Source organism: Mesorhizobium sp. 113-3-3 (assembly GCF_016756495.1).
Lineage (GTDB): Bacteria > Pseudomonadota > Alphaproteobacteria > Rhizobiales > Rhizobiaceae > Mesorhizobium.
Window position 1 is genome coordinate 3994370 of record NZ_AP023243.1, and the last position, 25333, is coordinate 4019702.

28 protein-coding genes are annotated in these 25333 nt (G+C 63.3%); 12 read left to right on the plus strand and 16 right to left on the minus strand.

Features of this window, described 5'->3' with window-relative positions; translation table 11 throughout:
• The first annotated feature begins 61 nt into the window (after positions 1-61).
• The 5 genes from urtB to JG746_RS19375 all read left to right on the plus strand — a co-directional run bounded on the left by urtB (position 62) and on the right by JG746_RS19375 (position 4872).
• Positions 62-1678 (plus strand): urea ABC transporter permease subunit UrtB, encoded by a 1617-nt coding sequence (gene urtB / locus JG746_RS19355; RefSeq protein WP_202359406.1) that lies wholly within the window; start codon positions 62-64, stop codon positions 1676-1678.
• The gene (urtC, locus tag JG746_RS19360) at positions 1675-2910 is read left to right on the plus strand and encodes an urea ABC transporter permease subunit UrtC (protein ID WP_202354257.1); all 1236 of its coding nucleotides are present in this window, start codon (positions 1675-1677) and stop codon (positions 2908-2910) included. Before urtB ends, urtC begins: the two co-directional genes overlap by 4 nt.
• Positions 2911-2915: 5 nt before the next feature.
• On the plus strand, positions 2916-3662 hold the full coding sequence (gene urtD / locus JG746_RS19365; RefSeq protein WP_202354258.1) for an urea ABC transporter ATP-binding protein UrtD: 747 nt from the start codon (positions 2916-2918) through the stop codon (positions 3660-3662).
• Positions 3663-3731: 69 nt separating this feature from the next.
• Positions 3732-4427 (plus strand): urea ABC transporter ATP-binding subunit UrtE, encoded by a 696-nt coding sequence (urtE, locus tag JG746_RS19370; protein WP_013895283.1) that lies wholly within the window; start codon positions 3732-3734, stop codon positions 4425-4427.
• A 268-nt stretch (positions 4428-4695) separates the two neighbouring features.
• A complete protein-coding gene (locus JG746_RS19375) occupies positions 4696-4872 on the plus strand; it encodes a hypothetical protein (RefSeq protein ID WP_202354259.1) in 177 nt (58 codons plus the stop codon).
• A 24-nt stretch (positions 4873-4896) separates the two neighbouring features.
• Here the strand turns inward: JG746_RS19375 and JG746_RS19380 are convergent, their stop codons facing one another.
• The 10 genes from JG746_RS19380 to JG746_RS19425 all read right to left on the minus strand — a co-directional run bounded on the left by JG746_RS19380 (position 4897) and on the right by JG746_RS19425 (position 13994).
• Positions 4897-6045: a GGDEF domain-containing protein gene (locus JG746_RS19380; protein WP_202354260.1), complete on the minus strand. Its 1149-nt coding sequence runs from the start codon at positions 6043-6045 to the stop codon at positions 4897-4899.
• 182 nt (positions 6046-6227) lie between these two features.
• Positions 6228-7034 (minus strand): DUF72 domain-containing protein, encoded by an 807-nt coding sequence (locus tag JG746_RS19385; protein WP_202354261.1) that lies wholly within the window; start codon positions 7032-7034, stop codon positions 6228-6230.
• Between the two features lie 55 nt (positions 7035-7089).
• Positions 7090-7704, minus strand: coding sequence for a hypothetical protein (locus JG746_RS19390; protein WP_202354262.1), 615 nt, complete (start codon positions 7702-7704; stop codon positions 7090-7092).
• The gene (locus JG746_RS19395; protein WP_202354263.1) at positions 7705-8151 is read right to left on the minus strand and encodes a GNAT family N-acetyltransferase; all 447 of its coding nucleotides are present in this window, start codon (positions 8149-8151) and stop codon (positions 7705-7707) included.
• Complete coding sequence (locus JG746_RS19400) at positions 8148-8558, minus strand: DUF302 domain-containing protein (RefSeq protein ID WP_202354264.1); 411 nt, start codon at positions 8556-8558, stop codon at positions 8148-8150. The genes JG746_RS19395 and JG746_RS19400 overlap by 4 nt, the downstream gene beginning before the upstream one ends.
• Entirely contained in the window at positions 8558-11479 is a 2922-nt protein-coding gene (gene uvrA, locus JG746_RS19405; protein ID WP_202354265.1) for an excinuclease ABC subunit UvrA, read from the minus strand. The genes JG746_RS19400 and uvrA overlap by 1 nt, the downstream gene beginning before the upstream one ends.
• A gap of 698 nt (positions 11480-12177) precedes the next feature.
• Positions 12178-12477, minus strand: coding sequence for a hypothetical protein (locus JG746_RS19410; protein WP_202354266.1), 300 nt, complete (start codon positions 12475-12477; stop codon positions 12178-12180).
• Between the two features lie 89 nt (positions 12478-12566).
• Complete coding sequence (locus JG746_RS19415; protein ID WP_202354267.1) at positions 12567-13172, minus strand: ATP-dependent Clp protease proteolytic subunit; 606 nt, start codon at positions 13170-13172, stop codon at positions 12567-12569.
• 22 nt (positions 13173-13194) lie between these two features.
• Positions 13195-13665, minus strand: coding sequence for an SRPBCC family protein (locus tag JG746_RS19420; RefSeq protein ID WP_202354268.1), 471 nt, complete (start codon positions 13663-13665; stop codon positions 13195-13197).
• Between the two features lie 14 nt (positions 13666-13679).
• Positions 13680-13994, minus strand: a complete 315-nt coding sequence (locus JG746_RS19425) for an ArsR/SmtB family transcription factor (protein ID WP_202354269.1) — start codon at positions 13992-13994, stop codon at positions 13680-13682.
• A 226-nt stretch (positions 13995-14220) separates the two neighbouring features.
• On the opposite strand from JG746_RS19425, the gene JG746_RS19430 reads away from it, so the two are divergent.
• Positions 14221-14742 (plus strand): single-stranded DNA-binding protein, encoded by a 522-nt coding sequence (locus JG746_RS19430; protein WP_202354270.1) that lies wholly within the window; start codon positions 14221-14223, stop codon positions 14740-14742.
• A 134-nt stretch (positions 14743-14876) separates the two neighbouring features.
• Positions 14877-15302 carry an OsmC family protein gene (locus JG746_RS19435; RefSeq protein WP_202354271.1) on the plus strand — a complete coding sequence of 142 codons (426 nt, stop codon included), beginning with the start codon at positions 14877-14879 and terminating at the stop codon, positions 15300-15302.
• Between the two features lie 34 nt (positions 15303-15336).
• On the opposite strand, the gene JG746_RS19440 is transcribed toward JG746_RS19435, so the two are convergent.
• The 3 genes from JG746_RS19440 to JG746_RS19450 form a co-directional block, all read right to left on the minus strand.
• Complete coding sequence (locus tag JG746_RS19440; protein WP_010909625.1) at positions 15337-15966, minus strand: MarC family protein; 630 nt, start codon at positions 15964-15966, stop codon at positions 15337-15339.
• 98 nt (positions 15967-16064) lie between these two features.
• The gene (locus JG746_RS19445) at positions 16065-16442 is read right to left on the minus strand and encodes a VOC family protein (RefSeq protein WP_202354272.1); all 378 of its coding nucleotides are present in this window, start codon (positions 16440-16442) and stop codon (positions 16065-16067) included.
• A 32-nt stretch (positions 16443-16474) separates the two neighbouring features.
• Positions 16475-17002 (minus strand): hypothetical protein, encoded by a 528-nt coding sequence (locus JG746_RS19450; protein WP_202354273.1) that lies wholly within the window; start codon positions 17000-17002, stop codon positions 16475-16477.
• An 85-nt stretch (positions 17003-17087) separates the two neighbouring features.
• Here JG746_RS19450 and JG746_RS19455 point away from each other — a divergent pair, with 85 nt between their 5' ends.
• Positions 17088-17981: a helix-turn-helix transcriptional regulator gene (locus tag JG746_RS19455; protein WP_202354274.1), complete on the plus strand. Its 894-nt coding sequence runs from the start codon at positions 17088-17090 to the stop codon at positions 17979-17981.
• Here JG746_RS19455 and JG746_RS19460 read toward each other — a convergent pair.
• The gene (locus JG746_RS19460) at positions 17945-18568 is read right to left on the minus strand and encodes a ParB-like protein (protein ID WP_202354275.1); all 624 of its coding nucleotides are present in this window, start codon (positions 18566-18568) and stop codon (positions 17945-17947) included. The genes JG746_RS19455 and JG746_RS19460 overlap by 37 nt on opposite strands.
• Positions 18565-20265 carry a SulP family inorganic anion transporter gene (locus tag JG746_RS19465; protein ID WP_202354276.1) on the minus strand — a complete coding sequence of 567 codons (1701 nt, stop codon included), beginning with the start codon at positions 20263-20265 and terminating at the stop codon, positions 18565-18567. The genes JG746_RS19460 and JG746_RS19465 overlap by 4 nt, the downstream gene beginning before the upstream one ends.
• A gap of 210 nt (positions 20266-20475) precedes the next feature.
• Between JG746_RS19465 and gyrA the strand changes: the two genes are divergently transcribed.
• Positions 20476-23280, plus strand: a complete 2805-nt coding sequence (gene gyrA, locus JG746_RS19470) for a DNA gyrase subunit A (protein ID WP_202354277.1) — start codon at positions 20476-20478, stop codon at positions 23278-23280.
• Positions 23281-23336: 56 nt separating this feature from the next.
• Here the strand turns inward: gyrA and JG746_RS19475 are convergent, their stop codons facing one another.
• Positions 23337-23489, minus strand: a complete 153-nt coding sequence (locus tag JG746_RS19475) for a hypothetical protein (RefSeq protein WP_081714296.1) — start codon at positions 23487-23489, stop codon at positions 23337-23339.
• A 194-nt stretch (positions 23490-23683) separates the two neighbouring features.
• On the opposite strand from JG746_RS19475, the gene coaD reads away from it, so the two are divergent.
• The 3 genes from coaD (at position 23684) to JG746_RS19490 (ending at position 25329) form a co-directional block, all read left to right on the plus strand.
• A complete protein-coding gene (coaD, locus tag JG746_RS19480) occupies positions 23684-24184 on the plus strand; it encodes a pantetheine-phosphate adenylyltransferase (RefSeq protein ID WP_199644278.1) in 501 nt (166 codons plus the stop codon).
• Between the two features lie 110 nt (positions 24185-24294).
• Positions 24295-24789 (plus strand): peptidylprolyl isomerase, encoded by a 495-nt coding sequence (locus JG746_RS19485; RefSeq protein ID WP_010909616.1) that lies wholly within the window; start codon positions 24295-24297, stop codon positions 24787-24789.
• A 27-nt stretch (positions 24790-24816) separates the two neighbouring features.
• Positions 24817-25329 (plus strand): peptidylprolyl isomerase, encoded by a 513-nt coding sequence (locus JG746_RS19490; RefSeq protein ID WP_202354278.1) that lies wholly within the window; start codon positions 24817-24819, stop codon positions 25327-25329.
• Positions 25330-25333: the final 4 nt, after the last annotated feature.

Here is a 25333-nt window from a genome sequence, read left to right on the forward strand (position 1 = left end):
CTGGACGGTTTCCTCCACCGTCCGGACGCCCAATTCAACCCTTCAAGGTCGCCTGAAGCCGATGAGCCTGCTCCGCACGATTGGCCTGATGCTGCTGTTCCTGCTGGCGACGCTGTCGTCGTCGGGCGCGGCGGAAGCCGACCTGCGTGGTATCATCGCCAAATTCGCGGCGGCCAAGGGTTTTTCCGAGATCGGAGCTGTCGTTCATGAACTGGCGGCCACCGGCGATCCGGCCGTCGAGCGGCCGCTTTCTGCGCTCGCCGACGGCAATCTCTATATCCGCAAGGCCGATTCCCTGGTCTTCGTCGGCAAGGAAGCCGGCGACGGCGTCCAGCTTTCCGACCCGCTAAGCGGCGAGGCATCCGGCGAGGCGGCCAAGGACGACATCACCAAGATCAAGGTCAACAACACGCTGCGCCGCGTCATCCGCGATGCGCTGGGCACGCTGACGCTCGGCGCCAAGGACCCGACTGTCCGCATCGCCGCGGCCGACACCATGTTCAAGACGCCGGACGCAGCCAATATCGAGCCGCTCGACGCGGCGATCGCCAAGGAGACGGTTGCCAGCGTCAAGGCTCTGCTCGAACAGGCCCGCGCCGCCTCGGTTCTCGTCTCGGATCGGCCTGAAGCCGACAAGCTGGCGGCCATTGCGCTGATCGGCGCGCGCGGCGACCGTGACGCGGTGTCATTGCTCACTTCGGTCGAGGCCAACACCTCGGGCGCGGTGAAGGAAGCCGCGACGGCGGCGATCGCCAACATCAATTCGACATTGGCCCTTTGGGATGCCGGCCAGAACATCTGGTACGGCATTTCGCTGGGCTCGGTGCTGCTGCTCGCGGCGATCGGACTCGCCATCACCTTCGGCGTCATGGGCGTCATCAACATGGCGCATGGCGAGATGGTGATGCTCGGCGCCTACACCACCTTCGTCGTACAGCAGGTGATCCGCACATCCTTTCCTGGCCTGTTCGACTGGTCGCTGGTGATCGCGCTGCCGCTTGCCTTCCTGGTCGCCGCACTCGTCGGCCTCGCGATCGAACGCGGCGTCATCCGCTTCCTCTATGGCCGGCCGCTCGAGACGCTGCTGGCGACGTGGGGCGTGTCGCTGATCCTGCAGCAGGCTGTCCGTTCGATCTTCGGGCCGACCAACCAGGAGGTTGGCAATCCTTCCTGGATGTCGGGTTCGTTCGATATCGGCCAGCTGGCCATCACCTGGAACCGTCTGTGGATCCTGGTCTTCGCGCTCACCGTGTTCGGCGTGCTGCTCTATGTCATGAAGCGCACGCCCTGGGGGCTGCAGATGCGCGCCGTCACCGCCAACCGGCGCATGGCAGCCTCGATGGGCATCAGGACGCCGTGGGTCGACGCGCTGACCTTCGCGCTCGGATCCGGGATTGCCGGCATTGCCGGTGTCGCGCTCAGCCAGATCGACAATGTCTCGCCCAATCTCGGCCGCGGCTACATCATCGACAGCTTCATGGTCGTTGTCTTCGGCGGCGTCGGCAATCTGTGGGGCACGCTGGTCGGCGCGTTTTCCCTGGGCATCGTCAACAAGTTCCTCGAGCCCTATGCGGGCGCCGTGCTCGGCAAGATCGTCGTGCTGGTGCTGATCATCCTGTTCATCCAGAAGCGCCCGCGCGGCCTGTTCGCGCTCAAGGGCAGGGCGGTGGAAGCATGATCACGGGACGCTTCTTCGCCGCCGGCGCGGATCGCCGCATCGCCATCACCATCTTCATCCTGCTGGCCGCGGCCATTGTCGTGCCGCTGCTCAACCTGGCGGTATCGCCGACCAGCGCCTTCTACATCCCCGCCTATATCGTCGCGCTGACCGGCAAATATCTCTGCTACGCGCTGCTGGCGCTCGCCCTCGACCTGGTCTGGGGCTATTGTGGCATCCTTTCGCTCGGCCATGGCGCCTTCTTCGCGCTCGGCGGCTATGCGATGGGCATGTATCTGATGCGCCAGATCGGCTCGCGCGGTGTCTATGGCAACCCGATCCTGCCCGACTTCATGGTGTTCCTGAACTACAAGGAATTGCCCTGGTTCTGGTATGGCTTCGACCATTTCTGGTTCGCGGCGATCATGGTGCTGGCGGTGCCCGGCCTGCTTGCCTTCGTCTTCGGCTGGTTCGCCTTCCGCAGCCGCGTCACCGGCGTCTATCTCTCCATCATCACACAGGCGATGACCTATGCGCTGCTGCTCGCCTTCTTCCGCAACGATATGGGTTTCGGCGGCAATAACGGCCTGACCGATTTCAAGGATATTCTGGGCTTCAATGTGCAGGCCGACGCGACGCGCTCGGCGCTGTTCGCGGCCAGCGCGGTGATGCTGGCGCTCGCCGTGCTCATCACCTGGGCGATCGTCGGCTCCAAATACGGCAAGCTCCTGATGGCGGTGCGCGACGCCGAGAGCCGCACGCGCTTCCTCGGCTGGCGGGCGGAGAACGTGAAACTGTTCGCCTTTACCGTCTCGGCCGTCATGGCCGGCATTGCCGGCGCGCTCTACGTGCCGCAAGTCGGCATCATCAATCCCGGTGAGTTCGAACCGTCCAATTCGATCGAGGTGGTGATCTGGGCGGCCGTCGGCGGTCGCGGCACCATTGTCGGCCCGATCATCGGCGCGCTGCTGGTCAATGCCGGCAAATCCTGGTTCACCGGCGTGCTGCCGGAATTGTGGCTGTTTGCGCTGGGCGGCCTGTTCGTCGCGGTCACCTTGCTCTTGCCGAAAGGCATCATCGGCATGTGGGACAGCTGGCGCGGCAATGCCAGGGCGTTGCGCGCGGCTTCCGTCGCCGAGGAGGCCGGCACCAAGGTTACCGTGGCATCCGCGACCTCGAAGCCCGCCCGCTCGCCGGCGAGAAATCCAGGCGAATGGTCCTGGTCCGACCCTGAACCGCAGGCGGCGGAGTAGCGGCCATGAGCAAGTCGAACACCATTCTCTATCTTGACGGCGTCTGCGTCTCCTTCGACGGTTTTCGCGCCATCAACAATCTGTCGCTGGTGCTCGACAAGGGCGAGATGCGCGCCATCATCGGCCCCAACGGCGCCGGTAAGACGACGATGATGGACATCGTCACCGGCAAGACGCGGCCCGACGAGGGCGAAGTGTTCTTCAACGGCCAGGTGGATCTCACCAGGCATGACGAGGCCGAGATCGCCATGATGGGCATCGGCCGCAAATTCCAGAAGCCGACGGTCTTCGAAAGCCACACGATCGAGGACAATCTGATGCTGGCGCTGAAGGGGCCGCGTTCGATCTTCCCGGCGCTGTTCCACCGCCGCTCGGCGGCCGAGGCACGGCAGATCGACGACATTCTCGGCATCATCCGGCTGGGCGACAAGCGCCATGAGTTGGCCGCCAATCTCAGCCACGGCCAGAAACAGTGGCTGGAGATCGGCATGCTGCTCGCGCAGGACCCAAAACTGCTTTTGGTCGACGAGCCGGTCGCGGGCATGACCGATGCGGAAACCGAGGAGACAGCGCGGCTGCTCAAGGACATTGCGCGTGACCATTCGGTCATCGTCGTCGAGCACGACATGCATTTCGTGCGCGAACTCGGCGTCAAGGTCACCTGCCTGCACGAAGGCTCGGTGCTGTCGGAAGGCACGCTCGATTTCGTCTCGGCCGACGAGCGTGTCGTCGAAGTCTATCTGGGGAGATGAGCATGGTCTGGCGGGTACAATTCCATCGCTTCGATCTGTCGTTTCTCCGGTTCTGGAGAAGACGCTGACATGCTCGAAGTTTCAAACGCCACGCTCCACTACGGCGCCGCCCAGGCGCTGCGCGGCGTTTCGCTGAAAGCGGGCGCCGGCAAGATCACTTGCGTGCTCGGGCGCAACGGCGTCGGCAAGACCAGTTTGATGAGATCGATCGTCGGCCACCATCGGCTGACGAGCGGAAGCGTTGCCTTCGAGGGGAAGGCGCTCGACCGGAGCGCGGCGTATGACCGCGCCCGGTCGGGCATCGCATTCGTACCGCAGGGCAGGGAGATATTCCCCCTGCTCACGGTGCGCGAAAACCTGGAATCGGGTTTTGCGCCTCTGAAGCGCGCCGACCGCAACGTGCCGGCGCATGTCTTCGAGCTGTTTCCGGTGCTGAAGCAGATGCTTGGCCGCCGTGGCGGCGATCTTTCGGGCGGTCAGCAACAGCAGCTGGCCATCGGCAGGGCGCTGGTGATGCGGCCGAAGCTGCTGGTGCTGGATGAACCCACCGAAGGCATCCAGCCGTCGATCATCAAGGATATCGGCCGCGCCATCCGCTACTTGCGAGACCAGGCCGGCATCGCCGTGCTGCTGGTCGAACAGTACCTCGACTTCTGCCGCGAGCTTGCGGACGAGGTCAACATCATGGACCGCGGCCAGATCGTCCATACCGGCCCGGCCGAAGATCTGGACCGGGCCGATGTACGCAAGTTCCTTACCGTCTAGAGTCGGTTCTGGATTTCGGCCGACGATCCAAAGTTCCTGGCCAGCCCAATATTTCTTGCATCCAATGATCCGCATCTCTGGCGCGCCAAAGACTGCATGCTAGTCTTCTGTTGGCTTTGTGAGTCGGCCGCTTCCGTATCAGTCTGGTTATCGCAGATCGAGGGCGCGGCGAAGGCCGGGCAAGTTCCACGCAAGCAAGGCTTCCTAGCTTCCCTCCTGCGATCTTTGTCGTTCAAACGCGTTTGGGCACACAGGCTAAGGGACAGCCATGCAACGTTTCGTCGAGGACTACCAGAAGCGGCGGCTTACCGAACGGGTCGACATCATCGCCGCCATCAACATCCTGCGATCACAAGGCTGCGACTATGACGACCTGATCGAGGAGATCACCAAGGTCTTTTATGTCGACCTCGATACTTTCAATGAAATCGTGATGGCGGCTTAGAGCCGCCGGCATTGATGCGCGCGCTCAGCTCGCGCGCCGCAATGGTGAGGCGGTGACGCGGTTGCGGCCGCTGCGCTTGGCGTCGTAGAGCGCCTTGTCGGCGGCGCTGAGCACCTTGTCGAAGCTGAGGCCCTCTTTGCTGCCAAACGCAAAACCGGCGCTGACCGTGCACCTCAGGGACCCGGTTTCGGTCTCTATCAGGCGTGTCGCGAAGGCGGTCCGGATGCGCTCTGCGGCGTCCTCGACCGTCTCCGGCAGGGTGCGCTTCAACACCAGTGCGAATTCCTCGCCGCCCATGCGCGCGGCGACGTCGGTCTGGCGAAGATTGCCGGCGAGTTCTCCGGCAAACACTTTCAGCACCTCGTCGCCCGCCGCGTGGCCAAACTCGTCGTTGATGGCTTTGAAATTGTCGAGATCGAAGACGACCACGGCGGTGAAGGCACCGACCGGAACATGGCCATGCATGTCGAACAGCGCGCGCCGGTTGAGCAGGCCGGTCAAGGGATCGGTGAGAGCGTTTCGGCGGTGATGTCTCGCCAGACGCCCCTGGTTGAGCGCAAGCGAAAGCGCACCGATACCCGTCATGCTGGCGATCACGACGATGAGGCTCAGTTCCTCGGCCCAGTTGCTTGGTGCATGGCCTAGAACCATCTTGCCGTCCCTTGCCAGCACCGCGGCGCACAGCATGAAGGAAACGGCGGTGGCCGAGTAGAGCGTGGTGATGCCGATCGTCAGGGCGGGGGCTTCGTCGCGGCCCCGCCAGTATTCGAATGCCGTCGCGAACAACAGCAGGGCGGCGAAAAGGTTCTCGAACATGAAGCCGAGACCATCGTAGCCCAGAGCCATGGGAGGCAGCGTCATCGCCAGCGAAACACAACCCAACAGTGCTCGCGGCAGTGGGGAGCCGCCCGTCCTGAACTGGTAGGCCGCACCCAGCATGGTCGAGAAGCCGAGCAGCAACAGGGCCAGAGTGGCGATGCCGAGCAAGCGCCCGGGCATGTCGATATAGGCGTCATAGACAAAAATATCGCCGACCACGAACACCAGGCTGATCGCCCATGTCAGCAGGAACCGTTCCGTGCGGGCGGTCAGCCACATGCCGAACAATGTCAGGCTCAGGCAAGCGGCGGAGAAACCCACAGCCAGCAGAAGTGAAGTGTAGTCGAGCGACATGCCCCTCTTTCCCTGCCGGCGGCGGCTCCAGCTGTGCGGCTTGGCGTCGCCGCATTCATGCAGCAAGGAAGTGTCGATAAGGTTACGATCGTGGCGAAGATGCCACGAATAGGCGCGTTGCTACGCGCAAAACGCATAGATGATGCGCTTACAGCATGTAGCCGAACAACGATGGATGCCTTTCAGCCGGCTATACGCTTCATCAGCGCCATCGCCCCGAACGGTGCGCGCGCCTTGCCCTCCGTGATGAAGTAGACGAACACATCGCGCGGCTGCACCGGCGCGTCGGTGGCGGGATCGGCGCGCCGCAAATCGGCCGGCTGCTTACCCTCCGCCCATGTTCTTGCCCGCGCCGCCCATTCGTCGAGACCCTCCGGCGTGTAGCAATCGGGGTTGTCGTCCGAGCCGGTCTGCAGCCGTGCGTAGACGAAGTCACCGGTGACATCGGCAATATCAGGATATTTGGCATGGTCGGCATAAACGATCGCCGCCTTGTATTTGCGGGCGAGCGCCGCGAATTCCGGCACGATGAAACTGTCGTTGCGCACTTCCAGCGCGTGGCGCAGCGCGACGCCATCCTGTTTTTCCGGGAGCAGTTTCAAAAAGGCTTCGAAATCGTCCGGATCGAATTTTTTGGTCGGCGCGAACTGCCACAGGATCGGGCCGAGCTTGTCGCCGAGCGCGGCAACGCCGGAACCGAGGAAGCGCATCATCGATTCGCCGGCTTCGCCCAGCACGCGGCGGTTGGTGACGAAGCGGTTGCCCTTCAGCGAATAGACAAAACCGTCCGGCGCCTCGCTCGCCCATTTGACGAAGGTCGGCTCCTTGAAGCTGGAATAGTAGGTGCCGTTGACCTCGATGCTCGGCACCTGCCGGCTGGCAAATTGCAGTTGCTTGGCCTTCGACAATTTGTCCGGATAGAAGGACGTATCCCAGGGCTCGAAGGTCCAGCCGCCCATGCCGGAGCGGATTGTTCCCGATTTGCTCATCGACTTCTCCTCCAATGTGTTTTGCCGCTATAGGCGTGGCAACCGGCAATTTCGTTCAAGTGGGCGTTGACCCGTCCGGGGCAAAGATTGTCGGCGTTCCCAAGGGGTAGAGGTCCTTGCGCAACCGCATGACGCGAAACTGATTTCCGTCCTCGACGATATCGTAGAGAGCCTTGACCGGCTGATAGCGTGCGCGGCGATAGTCGTGCAGCATTACGATCGTCTCGGCATGACAAAGCAGCGTCGCCATGAACGCGCATTCCATGCGGCGCCGGCCGTCGATGAAGATGAAATCGAATTTGCGCTCCAGGCTCAGCGGCCAGGTCGAATAGTTGAGCTCCGGATCGCGGTCGCCAAGCTTGGGACCCTGGAGATCCAGGCAGACCGGATGGAAACCGCTCCACTGCGGCAGCTGCGGCAGAAGTTGATCGAGGAAGGGCTGGCTGTCGTCGATCGAAAAGAGATTGTCGATGGCCAGTCGCTCCCTCAACTGGAGGATCGCCAGCGTCGTGTGGCCCATCCCCCATTCCAGATAGGCGCGCGTAACGGGCTTCACATGCTGCAGCAGGATGCGCTGGAATTCGGGCAGATAGTCGGCGCCGTAAGCTTGCGACGAGCGGACCACGCCACCCAGGGTCAGCTTGTTCTCCATGGAGCTGCCGGCCTGCATTCACATTGCCTTCGCCATGTCGACGAGCACCCAGCCTGGCCGATAGGGATTGGGCCGGCGACCCGTTTCGCGATAGCCGTAAGCGAGATAGAGCGCGATGTTCCGCTCCATTTTCGCATTGGTGTAGAGCCTTATCTCCGGAAGGCCCCATTGGCGCGTCTGCTCGTCGGCGTGTCTCAGCAATGCGATACCGAATCCCTTGCCCTGGAAGGCGGGTGACACCGCTACGGAGAAGATCATGGCGTGATCCGCATGCCGCTCCAGTGTGAGCACTCCGGCAAGTTCGCCGCCGCTCTCCAGCAGCCAGACCTCGCCGCGCGCGATGCGCGGGGCATAGTCTTCGGTCACCGGGATCGGCGGCGCGTCGAGTATGGCTTTGTAGGGTGCGTAGGCGGCTTCCGTCAGCGCGACGATCCCGGCAAGATCTTCTGGGCGGGCAAGCCTCATGACGGATCCATTCCAGCGGCGGCAGCGATCACCTTCTCCATGCCGGCGGCAATCGCCGCGACCGCGGCGCGGCTGGCATCGCCTAGGCCGTGGCGCTCAGCGATCCAGTGCGGATCATTGTAGGACAGCCAGGCATTGCCTTGTACATCCTCCCAGCCCAGCGCCTTGACGGGCAGATCGATGCCGGCAAGCTGACTTTCCTGCATCAGTGGGGTGCCGCCTCTGGGGTTGCCGAAGATCAGCAGTTCGGTCGGCCGCAACGCAGCGCCGACTTCGCGCGCGCCGGCGGCATGATCGATGCGCGCGAAGACGAGCAGGCCCGAGCGCTTGACCACCTCGGCAAGGCGGTCGATGGTTTCGGTCACGCCAAAGCGGCTCTGAATCGTGATGAGACCATCCCCAGCCATCACTCCGCCGCTTCGCGCTTGCCTCCGGGGCGCCGCTCCAGCAGTTCCTTGAGGAACTGGCCGGTATAGCTGCGCTTCTCGCGCACAATGGCTTCCGGCGTGCCCTGGGCAACCAGTTCGCCGCCGCCGTCACCACCTTCGGGGCCGAGGTCGAGCACCCAGTCGGCGGTCTTGATCACTTCGAGATTGTGCTCGATGACCACCACCGTGTTGCCCTGGTCGACCAGTTCATGCAGCACTTCCAACAGCTTGGCGACGTCGTGGAAATGCAGGCCGGTGGTCGGCTCGTCGAGGATGTAGAGCGTCTTGCCGGTCGCCTTGCGCGACAGTTCCTTGGCCAGCTTTATCCGCTGCGCCTCGCCGCCCGAAAGCGTCGTCGCCTGCTGGCCGATATGGATGTAACCGAGGCCGACCTGCTTCAACGTGTCGAGCTTGTCGCGCACGCCGGGCACGGCGGCGAAGAAATCGACGCCTTCCTCGACCGTCATGTCGAGCACGTCGGCGATCGACTTGCCCTTGAACAGAACGTCGAGCGTTTCGCGGTTATAGCGCTTGCCGTGGCAGACGTCGCAGGTGACGTAGACGTCGGGCAGGAAGTGCATCTCGATCTTGATGACGCCGTCGCCCTGGCAGGCCTCGCAGCGGCCGCCCTTGACGTTGAAGGAGAAGCGTCCCGGCTGATAGCCGCGCGCCTTGGCTTCCGGCAGGCCGGCGAACCAGTCGCGGATCGGCGTGAAGGCGCCGGTATAGGTGGCGGGGTTCGAACGCGGGGTCCGTCCAATGGGCGACTGGTCGATGTCGATGACCTTGTCGAGGAATTCCAGGCCCTCGATGCGGTCGTGCTCGGCCGGATGTTCGCGCGAACCCATGATGCGGCGCGAGGCCGCCTTGAACAGCGTCTCGATCAGGAAGGTCGACTTGCCGCCGCCCGACACACCGGTGACTGCGGTGAAGGTGCCGAGCGGGATTTCGGCGGTGACGTTCTTCAAATTGTTGCCGCGCGCGCCGACGATCTTCAGGCGCCGGTTCTTCTTCGCCTCACGCCGCACACCAGGCGTCGCCACTTCGAGCGCGCCCGACAAATATTTGCCTGTGATCGAATTGGGGTTGGCCATCACCTGCTGCGGCGTGCCCTGGGCAATGATCTCGCCGCCATGGATGCCGGCGGCTGGACCCATGTCGACGACATAGTCGGCATGCAGGATGGCGTCCTCGTCATGCTCGACGACGATCACCGTGTTGCCGATGTCGCGCAGGTGCTTCAGCGTGTCGAGCAGCCGCGTGTTGTCGCGCTGGTGCAGGCCGATCGACGGCTCGTCCAGCACGTAAAGCACGCCGGTCAGGCCCGAGCCGATCTGCGACGCCAGCCGGATGCGCTGACTCTCGCCGCCCGACAGCGTGCCGGAGTTGCGCGACAGCGTCAGATAGTCGAGCCCGACATCGTTGAGGAAGCGCAGGCGCTCGCGGATTTCCTTGAGCACCCTGACGGCGATCTCGTTCTGCTTGTCGTTGAGCTGAGCGGGCAGGTCGGTGAACCACTGGTCGGCCTTGCGGATCGACTGTTCGGTGACTTCGCCAATGTGCTTGCCGCCGATCTTCACCGCGAGAGCCTCCGGCTTCAGCCGGTAGCCCTTGCAGACGGGGCAGGGCGTCGCCGACATGAAGCGCTCGATCTCCTCGCGCATCCAGGCGGATTCGGTCTCTTTCCAGCGCCGCTCGAGATTGGGGATGACGCCTTCGAAGGTCTTGGTCGTCTTGTAGGAGCGCAGCCCGTCATCATACTGGAAGGTGACTTCGCGCTCGCCGGTGCCGCGCAGGATCGCGTCCTGGGCCTCGGTGCTCAAATCCTTGAACTTGTCGCCGAGCTTGAAGTTGTAGGCCTTGCCCAAGGCCTCGAGCGTCTGCACGTAATAGGGCGAGGTCGATTTCGCCCAAGGGCTGACGGCGCCGTCGCGCAGCGACACGTTCTCGTCTGGCACGACGAGATTGGGGTCGATGGCGCGCTGGCTGCCGAGACCGTCGCAGGTCGGGCAGGCGCCGAATGGGTTGTTGAACGAGAACAGCCGCGGCTCGATCTCCGGAATGGTGAAGCCGGACACCGGGCAGGCGAATTTTTCCGAGAACAGGATGCGTTCATGCGTCTCGTTCTTCGACTTGTTGACCGAATCCTCGCCGGTCTGGCTGGAATCGAGCGGCCTGTCGGCGAACTCGGCCACCGCCAGCCCCTCCGCGAGCTTCAGCGCCGTCTCGATGGAGTCGGCAAGACGCGTGGCCAGATCGCCGCGTACGACGATGCGGTCGACGACGACATCGATGTCGTGCTTGTATTTCTTGTCCAGCGCCGGAACATCCGCGATCTCATAGAAGACGCCGTCGACCTTGACGCGCTGAAACCCCTTCTTCTGGAGCTCCAGCAGTTCCTTGCGGTACTCGCCCTTGCGGCCGCGCACGATCGGCGCCAGCAGGAACAGGCGCGTGCCTTCCTCCAGCGCCAGCACGCGGTCGACCATCTGGCTGACCGTCTGGCTCTCGATCGGCAGGCCGGTGGCCGGCGAATAGGGCACGCCGACACGGGCGAACAACAGGCGCATATAGTCGTAGATCTCGGTGACGGTGCCGACCGTCGAGCGCGGGTTCTTCGAGGTGGTCTTCTGCTCGATGGAGATGGCAGGCGACAGGCCGTCGATCTGGTCGACGTCGGGCTTCTGCATCATTTCGAGGAATTGCCGGGCATAGGCCGACAGGCTCTCGACATAGCGGCGCTGGCCTTCGGCGTAGATGGTGTCGAAGGCGAGCGACGATTTGCCGGAACCCGACAGGCCGGTCATGACGATCAGGCTGTCACGCGGCAAATCGAGATCGACGTTCTTCAGATTGTGTTCGCGCGCCCCGCGAATGGAAAGGAATTTATGGTCGGCCATCGCCGGTCGCCGCCTCAGATCTGGAATTTGTGGGATTGGCGGGATTGTCCCGGCCATCCCCTATGTAGGTGTTTTTGCCGCCACGTCGAGAGACGCCACAATTCCCGACAGAAATCGTTTAACCGCCTTTCGCGCGAAGGGGCAAGCAGAAAGAACAAAGGCCGAACACGCTCCTGACAAAGCTGTGTAAAAACCTGACCTGTACGTAACCTCCCGGCGATCACGTTTTTCGGTAACCGGCTATTGATGGTTGACGCGGCCGGCTCATGGGAGCAGTCTCCAGAAGTCAGCGAAGCCGGCCGTCTTTCGATGGCCTCGCCGCCCAAAGGCGGCCTGCGAGACGCCGCAGGTTTTTGCGATTTGCGCTTCGCGACGACAATGTCGCAACGGACACAGGAGCGGAGCATGACGCCACCGGATAGTCCCCAAGGGCTCCACGCCTCGTTGGAGCCGCGGCAGGCATAAGTGCCAGGGTTTAGCGTTTGCGCCACCCGACAAACCGTGACTTGCCGTATCCCCCAACAATCAGAGACTGCTAGTCGGATCGTCGGCTGACGCCGCGTGGCATCCGAAATCAAACGCCGGCAGTACACTCCCGGCAAAATATGGATTTTAGATCCAGAAAAGCCCCGTCCGTTTGCCCTAGGGCACGGCGGGGCTGTTCTTTTGCGGCGAAGCCTGGCCGGCAATGGCGCTGGCTATCTCGGCGGCTTGATCCCGCCCGTAGCCATATCGACGGTGATGCTGCCGGAAATCCTGACATCGGTATCGCCGATCTTGAACGTGCCGTTGCCGTTGCTGGGGAATGCGTCGTCAGGTTCCGGCTGAGGAGCGGGCTTAGCGATGCGATAGTCACCGCTCACGCCGGGCAGGGCGCCTTTCTGTGCCTGCCCCGAACTGTCGTCGGCGAGTGCCAAACTGCTCATAAGGCTGGCGAAAGCGAGCGCTGCGGCGGCGATGACGCGATGCGACGTCCTGGGCGAATAAGTGTCGATCATCCCAAGACTATAGTGACGTGCCGCCGATGCGGCCAGACCGGCATCGTCAAATCTTCGACAACCGCCGAGAATCCGACCTGGTCCTGGCTTCACGCCGCCTTTTTGCGGGTGTCGAAGACGTGGTCGACGATGCCCCAGGCCTGGGCCTCGGGGGCGGTCATGAAATGGTCGCGGTCGAGCGTGCGTTCGACCTCCTCGTAGCTGCGGCCGCAATGCTGGGCATAGAGTTCGGCCATGCGCCGTTTGGTCTTGCCGATCCGTTCGGCATGGCGCTGGATGTCGGAGGCTTGGCCCTGGAAGCCGCCCAGCGGCTGATGCAGCAGGACGGTGGCGTTCGGCAGCGCGATGCGGCGCCCCGGCGTGCCCGCCATCAGCAGGAAGGAGCCCATCGAGGCGGCAAACCCCATGCACACGGTCGATACCGGGCAGCTGACATACTGCATCGTGTCGTAGATGGCGAAGCCGCTGGTCACCACGCCACCGGGTGAGTTGACGTAGAGCGAGATCTCCTTGTCGGGATTGTCCGACTCCAGCGACAGGAGCTGCGCACAGACCAGCGCCGAGACGTCATCATTGATCTCGCCATTGATGAAGATGATGCGCTCGCGCAGCAGCCGCGAGAAAATGTCAAAGGCGCGTTCGCCGCGGCTCGATTGCTCGATCACCATCGGCACCAGACTGGCAAGACCGCTCATTTTTCGTCTCCGATTTCCGTGTTCAGGCTGCGAGCAGCAGCGGTGTGTTCGCGGCGATGAGCTTTCCGGCCCCGCGCGATCCGAGCCAAAGCCGGCAGCCGCCGCCCGCCATGGCAACAGCAGGGATAGCCTTCCCGGCAAAACCGTCATGGACGATGCGCAGATGCGTGCCGCCGGAAACGGTGCGGACGAGTGTGAAGGTGACGACGCTGTCGAGCGGATCCTGGCGCGCGGCGTCGCTTGGCTGCTCCCGCCAGGAGTAGCGCAGCAGGCGCTCGGGCTCGGCGTCGAGGATTTCGCATTCGATCGCGGCGTCCGGCCCGGCAAAGGTAAAATTGCTGCCGGTCTGCGCCCTGATGTCGTTCGGCATCATCCAGGCGGCGAGCAGTTCCGGCACGGTCAGCGCCCGCCACACCTTTTCCGGCGGCTCGGCAAGGTCGTATTCGAACTCCAGCGCATCCGGGGCAACTTCATCTTGGGTCTTGGCGTTCATCGATCCCAAATCCTTCACTGGTCCATATCCTTCAAAACCGTCTTCAGCCTTTCGATGCGCTCCGGCCAGAAGGTCCGGTAGCGTTCGATCCAGGAGAGCAGGGGGGCGAGCCCCTGCGGATCGGCACGATAGTAGGCGTTGCGGCCAGCCCGCCGCTCGACCACGAGGCCGGCGCCACGCAGCACCGCCAGATGCTGGGATACCGCCGGCTGCGATACCGTCAGGCAGCTGCGCAATTCCGACACGCTCATCTCGGCCGCGGCGAGACGCTCGAAGACGGCGCGTCGCGTCGGGTCGGCCAGGGCGCGGAAAATCTCTGCTTCGATCATGGCAAAAGCATAAGTCGATACTTATCGATTTGGCAAGCGCTGTTTTGAGGCCCATATGAAGGGTTCGGGCATTGCTGCCATTCCTTGACAATCAGCAGCGGTGCATATAGGAACGAAAAGGGAACAAAAACCTTGTGGGAAAAGCCAGCCTTAGCAGGCGGCTGGCGTGCGCAGCCTGTAAGGTGCTGCGACAAAAATTTGTTTCGGATGAGCGCGGAGAAAAATCATGGCGGGTAGCGTCAATAAGGTCATTCTGGTCGGCAATCTCGGCGCGGACCCTGAAATCCGCCGCCTGAACTCGGGCGAGCCGGTCGTCAACATCCGTATCGCCACGTCGGAAAGCTGGCGCGACAAGAATTCCGGCGAGCGCAAGGAAAAGACCGAGTGGCACAATGTCGTCATCTTCAATGAGGGCATCGCCAAGGTGGCCGAGCAGTATCTGAAGAAGGGCATGAAGGTCTATGTCGAGGGCCAGCTGCAGACGCGCAAATGGCAGGACCAGACCGGCGCGGACAAGTATACGACGGAAGTCGTGCTGCAGAGATTCCGCGGCGAGCTGCAGATGCTCGACGCGCGCGCCCCGGGTGAAGGCGGCCAGGTCGGCGGCTATTCCGGAGGCGGCAGCAGCCGCGGTTCCGATTTCGGCCAGTCCAGCCCGAACGAGAGCTTCAACCGCGGCGGCGGCGCTCCCAGGGGCGGCGGTGGCGGCGGTTCGTCGCGCGAGCTGGACGACGAGATCCCGTTCTGATCGAAAAGCAATATCAAACGGCTGACGTCGCCAAGATGACTGACGTTGCGTGATCGATATGCCCCGAGGGTCCTGCATGGACTTTCGGGGTTTTGCGTTGTTGATTTGGGATCAGGGACTGAAAGGACAAAGCGGTGAAGGCACGGATAAAATGGGTCGAAGAGCGCACCTTCGTGGGCGAGTCCGGCAGCGGCCACAAACTGGTGCTGGGAACGGCAGCGGGCCCCGAAGGCAAGACGCCGGGCCCGAGCCCGATGGAACTGGTGCTGATCGGCACCGGCGGCTGTTCGGCCTACGATGTCGTGCATATCCTGGAAAAAGGTCGCGAGGCGGTCGAGGACTGCGTGGTCGAGCTCGATGCCGACCGGGCCGAAACCGACCCAAAGGTGTTTACCCGCATCCATATGCATTTCATCGTCAAGGGCAGGGCGTTGTCGACGGACAAGGTTCAACGCGCGATTAATCTGTCGATCGAAAAATACTGCTCGGCCTCCGCCATGATGGCCAAGACGGCCACGATCACGCATGATTTTGAAGTCATCGACACGACGGCCAAGTAGGGCAGTAGGGCAGTAGGGCAGTCGGGACTGCCGTTCACCCGGCCATCAGTGCCTTGATGCCGTCGGCCACGAATTGCACGGCCAGTGCGGCCAGGATGACGCCGAGCAGGCGGGTCAGGATGGAGCGCCCGGTCTGGCCGAGGATGCGGTCGATGCGTTCCGACAGCACGAACACCAGATAGGTGATGGCGAGGCAGACGAAGATGATGCCGACGAGCGCGGCCTGCGCGGCAAAGCCCTGAAACGAGCCGGAAAGCAGCACTGTCGCCGAAATCGCGCCGGGACCGGCGATCAGCGGGATCGCCAGCGGGAAGGCGGCGATGTTGTGGATCATGTCCTTGGTGATGGCGACGTCGCCGATCTTCTCCTTGCGGTCCTGCCGCCGCTCGAACACCATTTCGAAGGCGATGAAGAACAGCAGGAAACCGCCGGCGACGCGGAAGGCCGGCAGGGTGATGCCGAACACCGACAGGATCGAGGCGCCGGCCACCGCGAACAGCGCCATCACCAGGAAGCCGATGACCGAGGCGCGCACCGACACCTGCTGACGCTCCTCGCGGTTCATGCCGCGTGTCACGGCGAGGAACAGCGGCGCCAGGCCGGGCGGGTCGATGGTCACGAGAATGGTGACGAAGGCATTGAACAGGCTGTCGAAACTCGGCATCGCTGACCCTCCCGCCGGGCCGAGCCCGCCCCGCATTGGTAGAGCAAAGCCCGGTCGGTGGGAACTGTCTTGGGTGCGAAACTACGCCCTCGACAGGGTTAGCCGGCAGCACCGCAATAGGCCTCGAGGCGATAGCCGTCCGGGTCGATGACGAAGGCGGCGTAATAGTTCTCGCTGTAGTCGGCGCGCAGGCCAGGCGCGCCATTGTCGCCGCCGCCTTGCCGCAAGGCGGCGGCATGAAATGCATCGACGCTATCCCGTGTCGGGGCGGCAAAGCAGAAGTGCAGCCCGGATTTTTCGTCCGCCGGAACCGGCCGCGCCGCTTCGTTGACCCACAGCGCCACGCTCTGCGCGCCATAGCCGAGCGAACCCGGCGATTGGCTGAGGCAGGAATAGCCGAGCGGCGCCAGCGCCGCGTCGTAGAAGCGCCTCGAGGCGTTGGCGTCGCGGACGCCGACCGAAACATGATCGAACATGGTTTTCTCCGTTGTTACAGAGGGTTGTGATGTCATCTTGCAGATTGACGGCGCGCCAGGAACTCGACTTCGAGGTGCCAGGCCGCGCCGTCGTGCGAGCGCTCGCCGAGCCAGCGGAAGGAATCTTCGGTGATCCGCGAAAAGCTCCAGCGCACCGACGAACCGGTGCCGTCGGCGCCGACCTGCACGATCGTGTCGTGTTCCGCGCGGCCGAGCTGGCGGCTGAAATACTGGTTGCGCGGGTCGCTCCAGAAAATGTGCCAGGCGTCCGCGCCGGGATCATAGACGCGCAGCGTCGTGCCGTAGAACGTCCATTTGCCAAGAGACGGCGAGGGGCCGGCGTCGCGCGCGGGCAGGATCCAGACGTCCTGGATGGCGCGGCCTTCCAGCACCCAGCCGAAATGCACCTCGCCACGCCCGGTGAGCACGGTGCCGTCCTCGAGGCGGCGTGAGGCGTCGAACGTCCAGGCGCCGACGAAGCGGCCGTAAAGATTCAGTTTTTCGGCAAGCCCGTCGATCGGTCCGGGACTGTGCAGGGCTTCGGCAAAAGGGTCGAACATGGCTGCGGTCTCTTTCTGTCAGGAGACCGCGAGGAGTAGGCGCCGGCGGGGTTCTGGGCTTGGGAAAAATTGCTATATTTCGATCATGACAGCGACGACGCGCACTCTGGCATCCGGACCCGGCTGGCACGTGGCGGATGTGATCTGCACGGCCGGCACCGGCGACCGGCCGTTCGAGGAGGCGCATCGGGATTTCTGCATCGCGGCGGTGACCAGCGGCACCTTCCGCTACCGCACGCGGCAGGGCACGGCGATGCTGGCGCCGGGTGCGCTGCTGCTCGGCAATTCCGGCACATGCTATGAATGCGGCCACGAGCATGGCAGCGGCGACCGCTGTCTCTCGTTTCATTTCAAACCGGCCTACATGGAGCGGATCGTCGCCGGCGTGCCGGGCGCCCGAACACTCCCCTTCGAGACGCCGCGCCTGCCGCCCTTGGCGGCCCTGGCGTCGCTGCTGGCCGAAGCGGAAGCGGCGCGAGAAACAGCTGACACTGATGCCTTCGAGGAACTTTCCCTGCGCATTGCGGGCGCGGCCGTGACCGCAGCCTCCGGCACCGCGCCTGTCATGCACGCGCCGAGCCGGCGTGATCAGAAACGGGTGGCGGAAGCCGTGCAGCGGATCGAACTGGATGCCGACAGCCCCGTTTCGCTGTCGGCGCTGGCGGACGAGACGGCGACCAGCCCCTATCATTTCCTGCGTATCTTCCGGCAGGTCGCCGGCATGACGCCTTACCAGTTCCTGCTGAGGACGAGGCTGCACCGGGCAGCGGTGCGGCTGCGCCTGTCGGACGATGCGATCTCGGCGATCGCCTTCGACGCGGGCTTCAACGATCTGTCGACGTTCAACCGCCGGTTCCGGCGCGTCATGGGCGAGACGCCGGGCGATTATCGCGCCCGCCGGTCAAGCAGCATCGACATGGGCGCGCCTCGCCGGAGGCAGGCTCAGTCCGTCGTCGGGCCGCACCAGCCCGGCAGATAGTCCGCGTCCTTGCCCTTGGCTAGGCTGAGGGCCTCTTTCATCGCCTTGTCGAAGTTCTTCGCAATCGCATTGCGATCGATGCGCCGACGCAGAAAATCCGCCCAGATGAATTCGCTGAACGGCGTGGTGTCCTTGGCGAAGCCGCCTTGCCGGCGCAGTTCGCCGGCCATGCTCCTGTAAGGATCATCGATCAGCTCGCCGATTGTCTTCGGAATTGCCGAATAGTCGCGGCGCCGGCCGTTCTCGTCGAACGGATGCATCCAGCCTCTGTTGTCGAGCACGAAAAGAAAGGCGTCCTTGTCGAGCGCGGACAGGTCGCTGATCACGGTCACAAGCACGTCCTTGACGCCTTCCTCGAGCAAAGCGCGAGCGAGGTGATGATGATCGGTGACGTAGTTGCGATTTTTAGGCCCCAATACGACCGGCACCATGTGTTTACCGAGAAAAGCGCCGGTCTTCTTCTTGGCGTCCTGTTCCCGGATCATCTGGCGCTTCAACGCAACTTCCCGCATGCCGACCGTTATCTGCGTCGGCCTCAATTCCTCGACGGGAACCGGCGTGACAATGGGCACTCGGGGGTCAATCATGGCACTCCATCCTGTTCTTGCTGCAGCTGTTTCCCCGGACCCAGTGACTTGATCGCCGCGTCGACGCTGTGGAATATGCGCTGCGTGCCGACCATTTCAGCGATGCCGAACCGCTTCAGCGCCGCCTGGGCGCGCAGCGATTCCAGCCGCGCTATGGCAAAGACCGCGCCCGCCTTGCGGCAATGCAGGATGGTGTCGATCAGCGCCTGCGCGGCGGTGTAGTCGATTTCGACGATGTTGCTGGCCTCCAGCACGACCAGCTTCACGGTTTCGTCCCTGGCATCGATGAGACCGCAAAGGCCGCGCTTGAAGCGGTCGGCGTTGACGAAGGACAGCGGCGCCTGGAAAGCCGCGACCAGCACGCCTGGGATTTGTTCGCCGGAACTGGGTTTGCCTGGCGGCCACCAGACGGACGTGCCCGGCACCTGTTCGAGTTCGATCGGCTCCGTGCGTGTCGCACTCCAGATGCCATGCAGCAGCGACAGGCCGATGCCCACCGCCACGCCGGTTGCGATCGGCAGCACGACGATGGCGGCCATGGTGACCAGGATCAGCACGAATTCGACCGGAGCCTGCCGGTAGACGCTGGCGAACACCTTCCAGCGCAATATGTGCTGGCCAACGAACATCAGGACACCGGCAAGGGCGGCCTGCGGAACGTTGGCGAGCAGGCCGCCACCGAAGGCTCCGAGCGCCAGCACGATGGCCGCGGCAATGAGGCCGGACAATTGCGAGCGGCCGCCCGACTGGGAGATGATGGCCGTGCGCGGCGGGCTGGCATTGACCGCAAAGGCGCCGAACAGGCCCGACGCGATGCTGCCGGCGCCGACGCCGATGAAATCGCGGTTGACGTCAGGGGCGCCCCGCTGCGGTACGAAGGAACGCGAGGTCGCCGCCGTCTGCACCATGACGACGATGGCGATCAGCAGCGCCAATGGAACCAGCGCCTGCACATCGTCAAGGCTGGCAAGCGGCAGACCCGGCCGGGGCAGGCCATTGGGCAAGGCGCCGAGCAGATCGACGCCACGATCCTTGAGGCCGAAGACGATGACCGCAAGCGTGGCGAGCACCATGCCGATCAAGGCGCCGGGGATGCGGGCGCTGATGTGTTCGGCGCCGAGCACGATCGCGAACACGCCAAGGCCGAGCCCAAGGCTCCAGGGATTGGTGAGATGGAGACTGCCGGCGATCTCGCCGACACGACGCAAGGTTTCGCCGCTCTGGGCTGGCAGGCCGAGCAGTCCGGGCATTTGCGAGACGATGATGTGGACGGCGATGCCGGCCAAAAACCCTGTCGTGACCGGCACCGACAGGAGGTCGGCGATCCAGCCGAGGCGAAAGATGCCGCTGAGCGCCACGATCAGCCCGACCATCAGTGCCAGCATGGCTGCCAGTGCCAAATAGTGCGGCGAGCCGGATGTGGCGAGCAGCGCCAGGCTGCCGGCAAACAGCGGCGTGATGGTCGAATCCGCGCCGGCCGAGAGGTGACGATTGGCGCCGAACAGGGCGAATGCCACCGAACCGGCGACAAAAGCGAAAAACCCGATCTCGGGAGCAAAGCCGCCGAGCCGCGCCGTCGCCATCTGCTCGGGAATGGCGATCGCGGCCAATGTCAGGCCGGCGATCAGGTCACCATTGAGATCCCGGAATTGCCAGCCGCCAAGCGCCTGCAAAGGCAACCACCTGCGCCAACTCATGGCGCTCGTCGCTTTCGCTTGGGAAAGTTGGTCCATTGCCGGCTTTTGCCTTGTGGCGGCGAAAAGCGTTGTGGCCATATCGTCGCAATGTGCGGTATCCTTTTGAAATTACCACCAAAAATGACACTGGAAAAGTGCCGCGAACATTGGAGTTTCGGCCTTGCTTCCTATATATACGGTCAGTGATTCCTGATTAGATTGTGATCCGATTTGACCGACCAAAAGACACCGCGCGGCGCCGACGGCGGCCCCACCGGCATCGAGCCGATCTCCATCATCGAGGAGATGCAGAGCTCGTATCTCTCTTATGCCATGAGCGTTATCGTCAGCCGTGCGCTGCCCGATGTGCGCGATGGTCTCAAGCCCGTGCATCGCCGCATTCTCTATGCCGCGCATGAGAGCGGCTACCACTGGAACCGCAAATATGTGAAGTCGGCCCGCCCGGTCGCCGACGTGATGGGTAAATACCATCCGCATGGCGACGCCTCGATCTATGACGCCTTGGTGCGCATGGCGCAGGACTGGTCGCTGCGCGTGCCGCTGATCGACGGGCAAGGCAATTTCGGCTCGATCGACGGCGATCCGCCGGCGGCGATGCGCTACACCGAATCGCGGCTGACCAAGGTTGCGCATGAGCTTCTGGAGGACATCGACAAGGACACGGTCGATTTCCAGGATACTTATGATGCCTCGGACACCGAGCCGAAGGTTCTGCCGGCGCGCTTTCCCAATCTGCTGGTCAATGGTTCCGGCGGCATCGCCGTCGGCATGGCCACCAACATCCCGCCGCACAATCTGGGCGAAGTCTGCAACGGTGCCATCGCCGTCATCGACAATCCGGCGATCGACCTGCCGGCGCTGATGGAGATCATTCCAGGCCCCGATTTCCCGACCGGCGGCATCGTGCTTGGCCGCTCCGGCATCTACAGCGCCTATTCGACCGGCCGTGGCTCGATCGTCATGCGCGGCAAGGTCAACATCGAACAGCGCGGCAACGACCGTGAATCGATCATCATCACCGAGGTTCCCTACCAGGTGAACAAGGCCTCGATGATCGAGAAGATGGCCGAACTGGTGCGCGACAAGCGCATCGAGGGCATTTCCGACATCCGCGACGAAAGCGACCGGCAGGGCTATCGCGTCGTCATCGAGCTGAAGCGCGACGCCGTCGCCGACGTCATCCTCAACCAGCTCTACCGCTTCACGCCGCTGCAGACCTCCTTTGGCGCCAACATGGTGGCGCTGAATGGCGGCAAGCCGGAACTGCTGACGCTGACCGACATGCTGAAGGCGTTCGTGTCCTTCCGCGAAGAGGTCATCACCAGGCGGACGAAATTCCTGCTGCGCAAGGCGCGCGACCGCGCGCACGTGTTGGTGGGTCTGGCGATTGCCGTCGCCAATATCGACGAGGTCATCAAGCTGATCCGCACCGCGCCCGATCCGCAGACGGCGCGCGAGCAGTTGATGGAGCGGCGCTGGCCGGCAGGCGACGTCGAATCGCTGATCCTGTTGATCGACGATCCGCGCCATCGCATCAATGAGGACGGCACCTACAATCTTTCCGAGGAACAGGCGCGCGCCATCCTCGAACTGCGCCTGCAGCGCCTGACCGCGCTCGGCCGCGACGAGATCGCCGACGAGTTGAACACGATCGGCGACGAGATCAAGGACTACCTCGACATCCTGTCTTCCCGCGCGCGCGTCCAGCAGATCGTCAAGGATGAGCTTGCCGCCGTGCGCGACGAGTTCGGCACGCCACGCCGCACCGAGCTGACCGATGGTGGCGCGGACATGGAAGACGAGGACCTGATCCAGCGCGAGGACATGGTCGTGACGGTGAGCCATTCCGGCTACATCAAGCGCGTGCCGCTGTCGCTCTACCGGGCGCAGCGCCGTGGCGGCAAGGGCCGCTCCGGCATGTCGACCAAGGAAGAGGATTTCGTCACCCGGTTGTTCGTGGCCAACACGCACACGCCGGTGCTGTTCTTCTCCTCGCGCGGCATCGTCTACAAGGAAAAGGTCTGGCGGCTGCCGATCGGCAATCCGCAGTCACGCGGCAAGGCGCTGATCAACATGCTGCCGCTCGAGCAGGGCGAGCGCATCACCACGATCATGCCGCTGCCCGAGGACGAGACCAGCTGGGGCGAGCTCGACGTGATGTTCGCCACCACGCGCGGCACCGTGCGCCGCAACAAGCTGTCCGACTTCGTCCAGGTCAACCGCAACGGCAAGATCGCCATGAAGCTGGAGGAGGAAGGCGACGAGATTCTCGGCGTCGAGACCTGCACCGACAATGACGACGTGCTTTTGACCGCCAGCTCCGGCCAGTGCATCCGCTTCTCGGTCGGCGACGTGCGCGTCTTCCAGAGCCGCAATTCCGTCGGCGTGCGCGGCATCACCATGGCCGAGACCGACCGCATCATCTCCATGTCGGTGATCGAGAATGTCGATGCGCCGCCGGCCGAACGCGCCGCCTATCTCAAGCGGGCCGCGGCCGAACGGCGGGCTGCCGCCGGTATTGCCGCCGGCGAAGAGGAAGAAATCGCGCTGACCAACGAAGAGGTCGGCGAGGAGACGGAGCTTTCCGACGAGCGCTACGAGTTCCTCAAGGCGCATGAGCAGTATGTGCTGACGGTCACCGAATATGGCTACGGCAAGCGTTCGTCGTCCTATGATTTCCGCCTGACCGGGCGCGGCGGCAAGGGCATCCGAGCCACCGACGTGTCGAAGACGGCAGAGATCGGCCGGCTGGTGGCGACCTTCCCGGTCGGCAATGACGACCAGATCATGCTGGTTTCGGATGGCGGCACCGTCATCCGGGTGCCGGTCAACGGCATCCGTTTCGCCAGCCGCGCCACCAAGGGCGTGACCATCTTCAATACGGCTGAAGGTGAGAAGGTGGTTTCGGTCGAGCGGATTTCCGAGCCGCAATCGGACGAGGAAAGCGAAGAGACCATCGAGAGCGGCGCTGAGTCTTCTCCAGAGACTGATGCTGGCCCGGGCAGCGCTGAATAGGTCCAGACATAGCAACGCCGGCCCCTTGGCCGGCGCGGCAGCAAGTCTGGACTGAATTAGTAGTGACGATACGGCTTGCGGGGGCCGAAGCCTTCGAAGCGCTTGGTGTTTGCCTTGACGCGGATGCGTTGTGCCTCCTGATGCAGCCCGAATACGGTGGCGATCAGCATGGCGACTGTCATTGCGGTGGCGAGCATGTAGATCAGCATGTGCGTGTTCTCCTGCGCCTTACAACGGATAGATGGGATTTTGGTTTCATCTTATTAAGGTGCAACCTAGTGAACGCTGCGTGAAGGCTTGGTGATCAGCGTGTTCATCTGTCGTTCATGTGCCGGAAAACGTTCATAGGCTTCGCGCCGATCGGATTTGCCTTTGCGAGAGAGGCTCGCTAGAAGCACCTGCCATGACTGAACGCACCGCCCTTTACGCTGGCTCCTTCGACCCGCTGACCAACGGCCATCTCGATGTGCTGAAGGCGTCGCTGGCCGTGGCCGACATCGTCTATGCCGCGATCGGCATTCATCCGGGCAAGAAGCCATTGTTTTCCTTCGAGGAGCGGGTGCAACTCATCGAAGCCGCCACGAAGGCCGAATTCGGCCGCGATGGCGCGCGCATTAAGGTCGTCGCCTTCGACGGACTGGTGATCGATGCCGCCAGGAAGCAGGGTGCTTCGATCATGATCCGCGGCCTGCGCGACGGCACCGATCTCGACTACGAGATGCAGATGGCCGGCATGAACGAAACCATGGCGCCCGAGCTGCAGACGGTTTTTCTGCCCGCCAGCCCGTCGGTGCGCACCATTACCGCCACACTTGTGCGCCAGATAGCCTCGATGGGCGGCGACATACGCCCCTTCGTGCCGGCGGCTGTCGCTGGCGCACTCAACGCAAAATTCGCGAAATAAGCCCGGAGAAAATCCTCATGCAGCTCAAAAGGCTCGCCTCGTTCCTTGTCGTGCTTGCCGGCCTTGTGACCGCCTCGGTCTCGGCCTATGCCGCCGATCCCGAAAACACCATGATCATCACTCTGAAGGACGGCGACGTCACCATCGCGCTGCGACCCGATCTGGCGCCCAAGCATGTCGCGCAGATCAAGAAGCTCGTGCGTGACCATGCCTATGACAATGTCGCTTTCCACCGCGTCATCGACGGCTTCATGGCGCAGACCGGCGACGTCAAGTTCGGCAACATGAAGAAGGGCTTCAACTCCCAGGCCGTCGGCACCGGCGGTTCGGACCTGCCCGACCTGCCGGCCGAATTCTCGCAGACCGAGCACTACAAGCGTGGCGTGGTCGGCATGGCCCGCTCGCAGGACCCGAACTCCGCCAATTCGCAGTTCTTCATCATGTTCGCGCCGGCGCCGCCGCTCGACGGCCAGTACACCATCGTCGGCAATGTCGTCAGCGGCATGGAGCTGGTGGACCACATCAAGAAGGGTGACGAGGCGGACAACGGTACGGTCTCCGACCCCGACCGGATGATCAAAGTGCGCATCGCCGCCGACAAGTAATATTGTTTTCTCAAAAGGATATCTGACATGGCCGACATCAAGGACCGCGAGAACGCGCTCATCATGGAAACGACCAAGGGCAAGGTCGTCATCGAACTTTTCCCCGACCTGGCCCCCGGCCATGTCGCCCGCATCAAGGAACTGGCCAGGGAAGGCGCCTATGACGGCGTGGTTTTCCACCGCGTCATCGAAGGCTTCATGGCGCAGACCGGCGACGTCAAGTTCGGCAATTCGAGCAAGTCGACCTTTGCGCCATCGCGTGCCGGCATGGGCGGCTCGGACAAGCCCGACCTGAAGGCTGAATTCTCCAACGCCAACCATGGTCGCGGCACCTGCTCGATGGCCCGTTCACAGAACCCGAATTCGGCCAATTCGCAGTTCTTCATCTGCTTCGACGATGCCGCCTTCCTCAACCGCCAGTACACGGTCTGGGGCCAGGTCATCGAAGGCATGGACAATGTCGACAAGATCAAGCGCGGCGAGCCGGTGGTCGATCCCGACAAGATCGTGTCGCTGAAGGTCGCGGCCGACGTCAAGTAAGGCA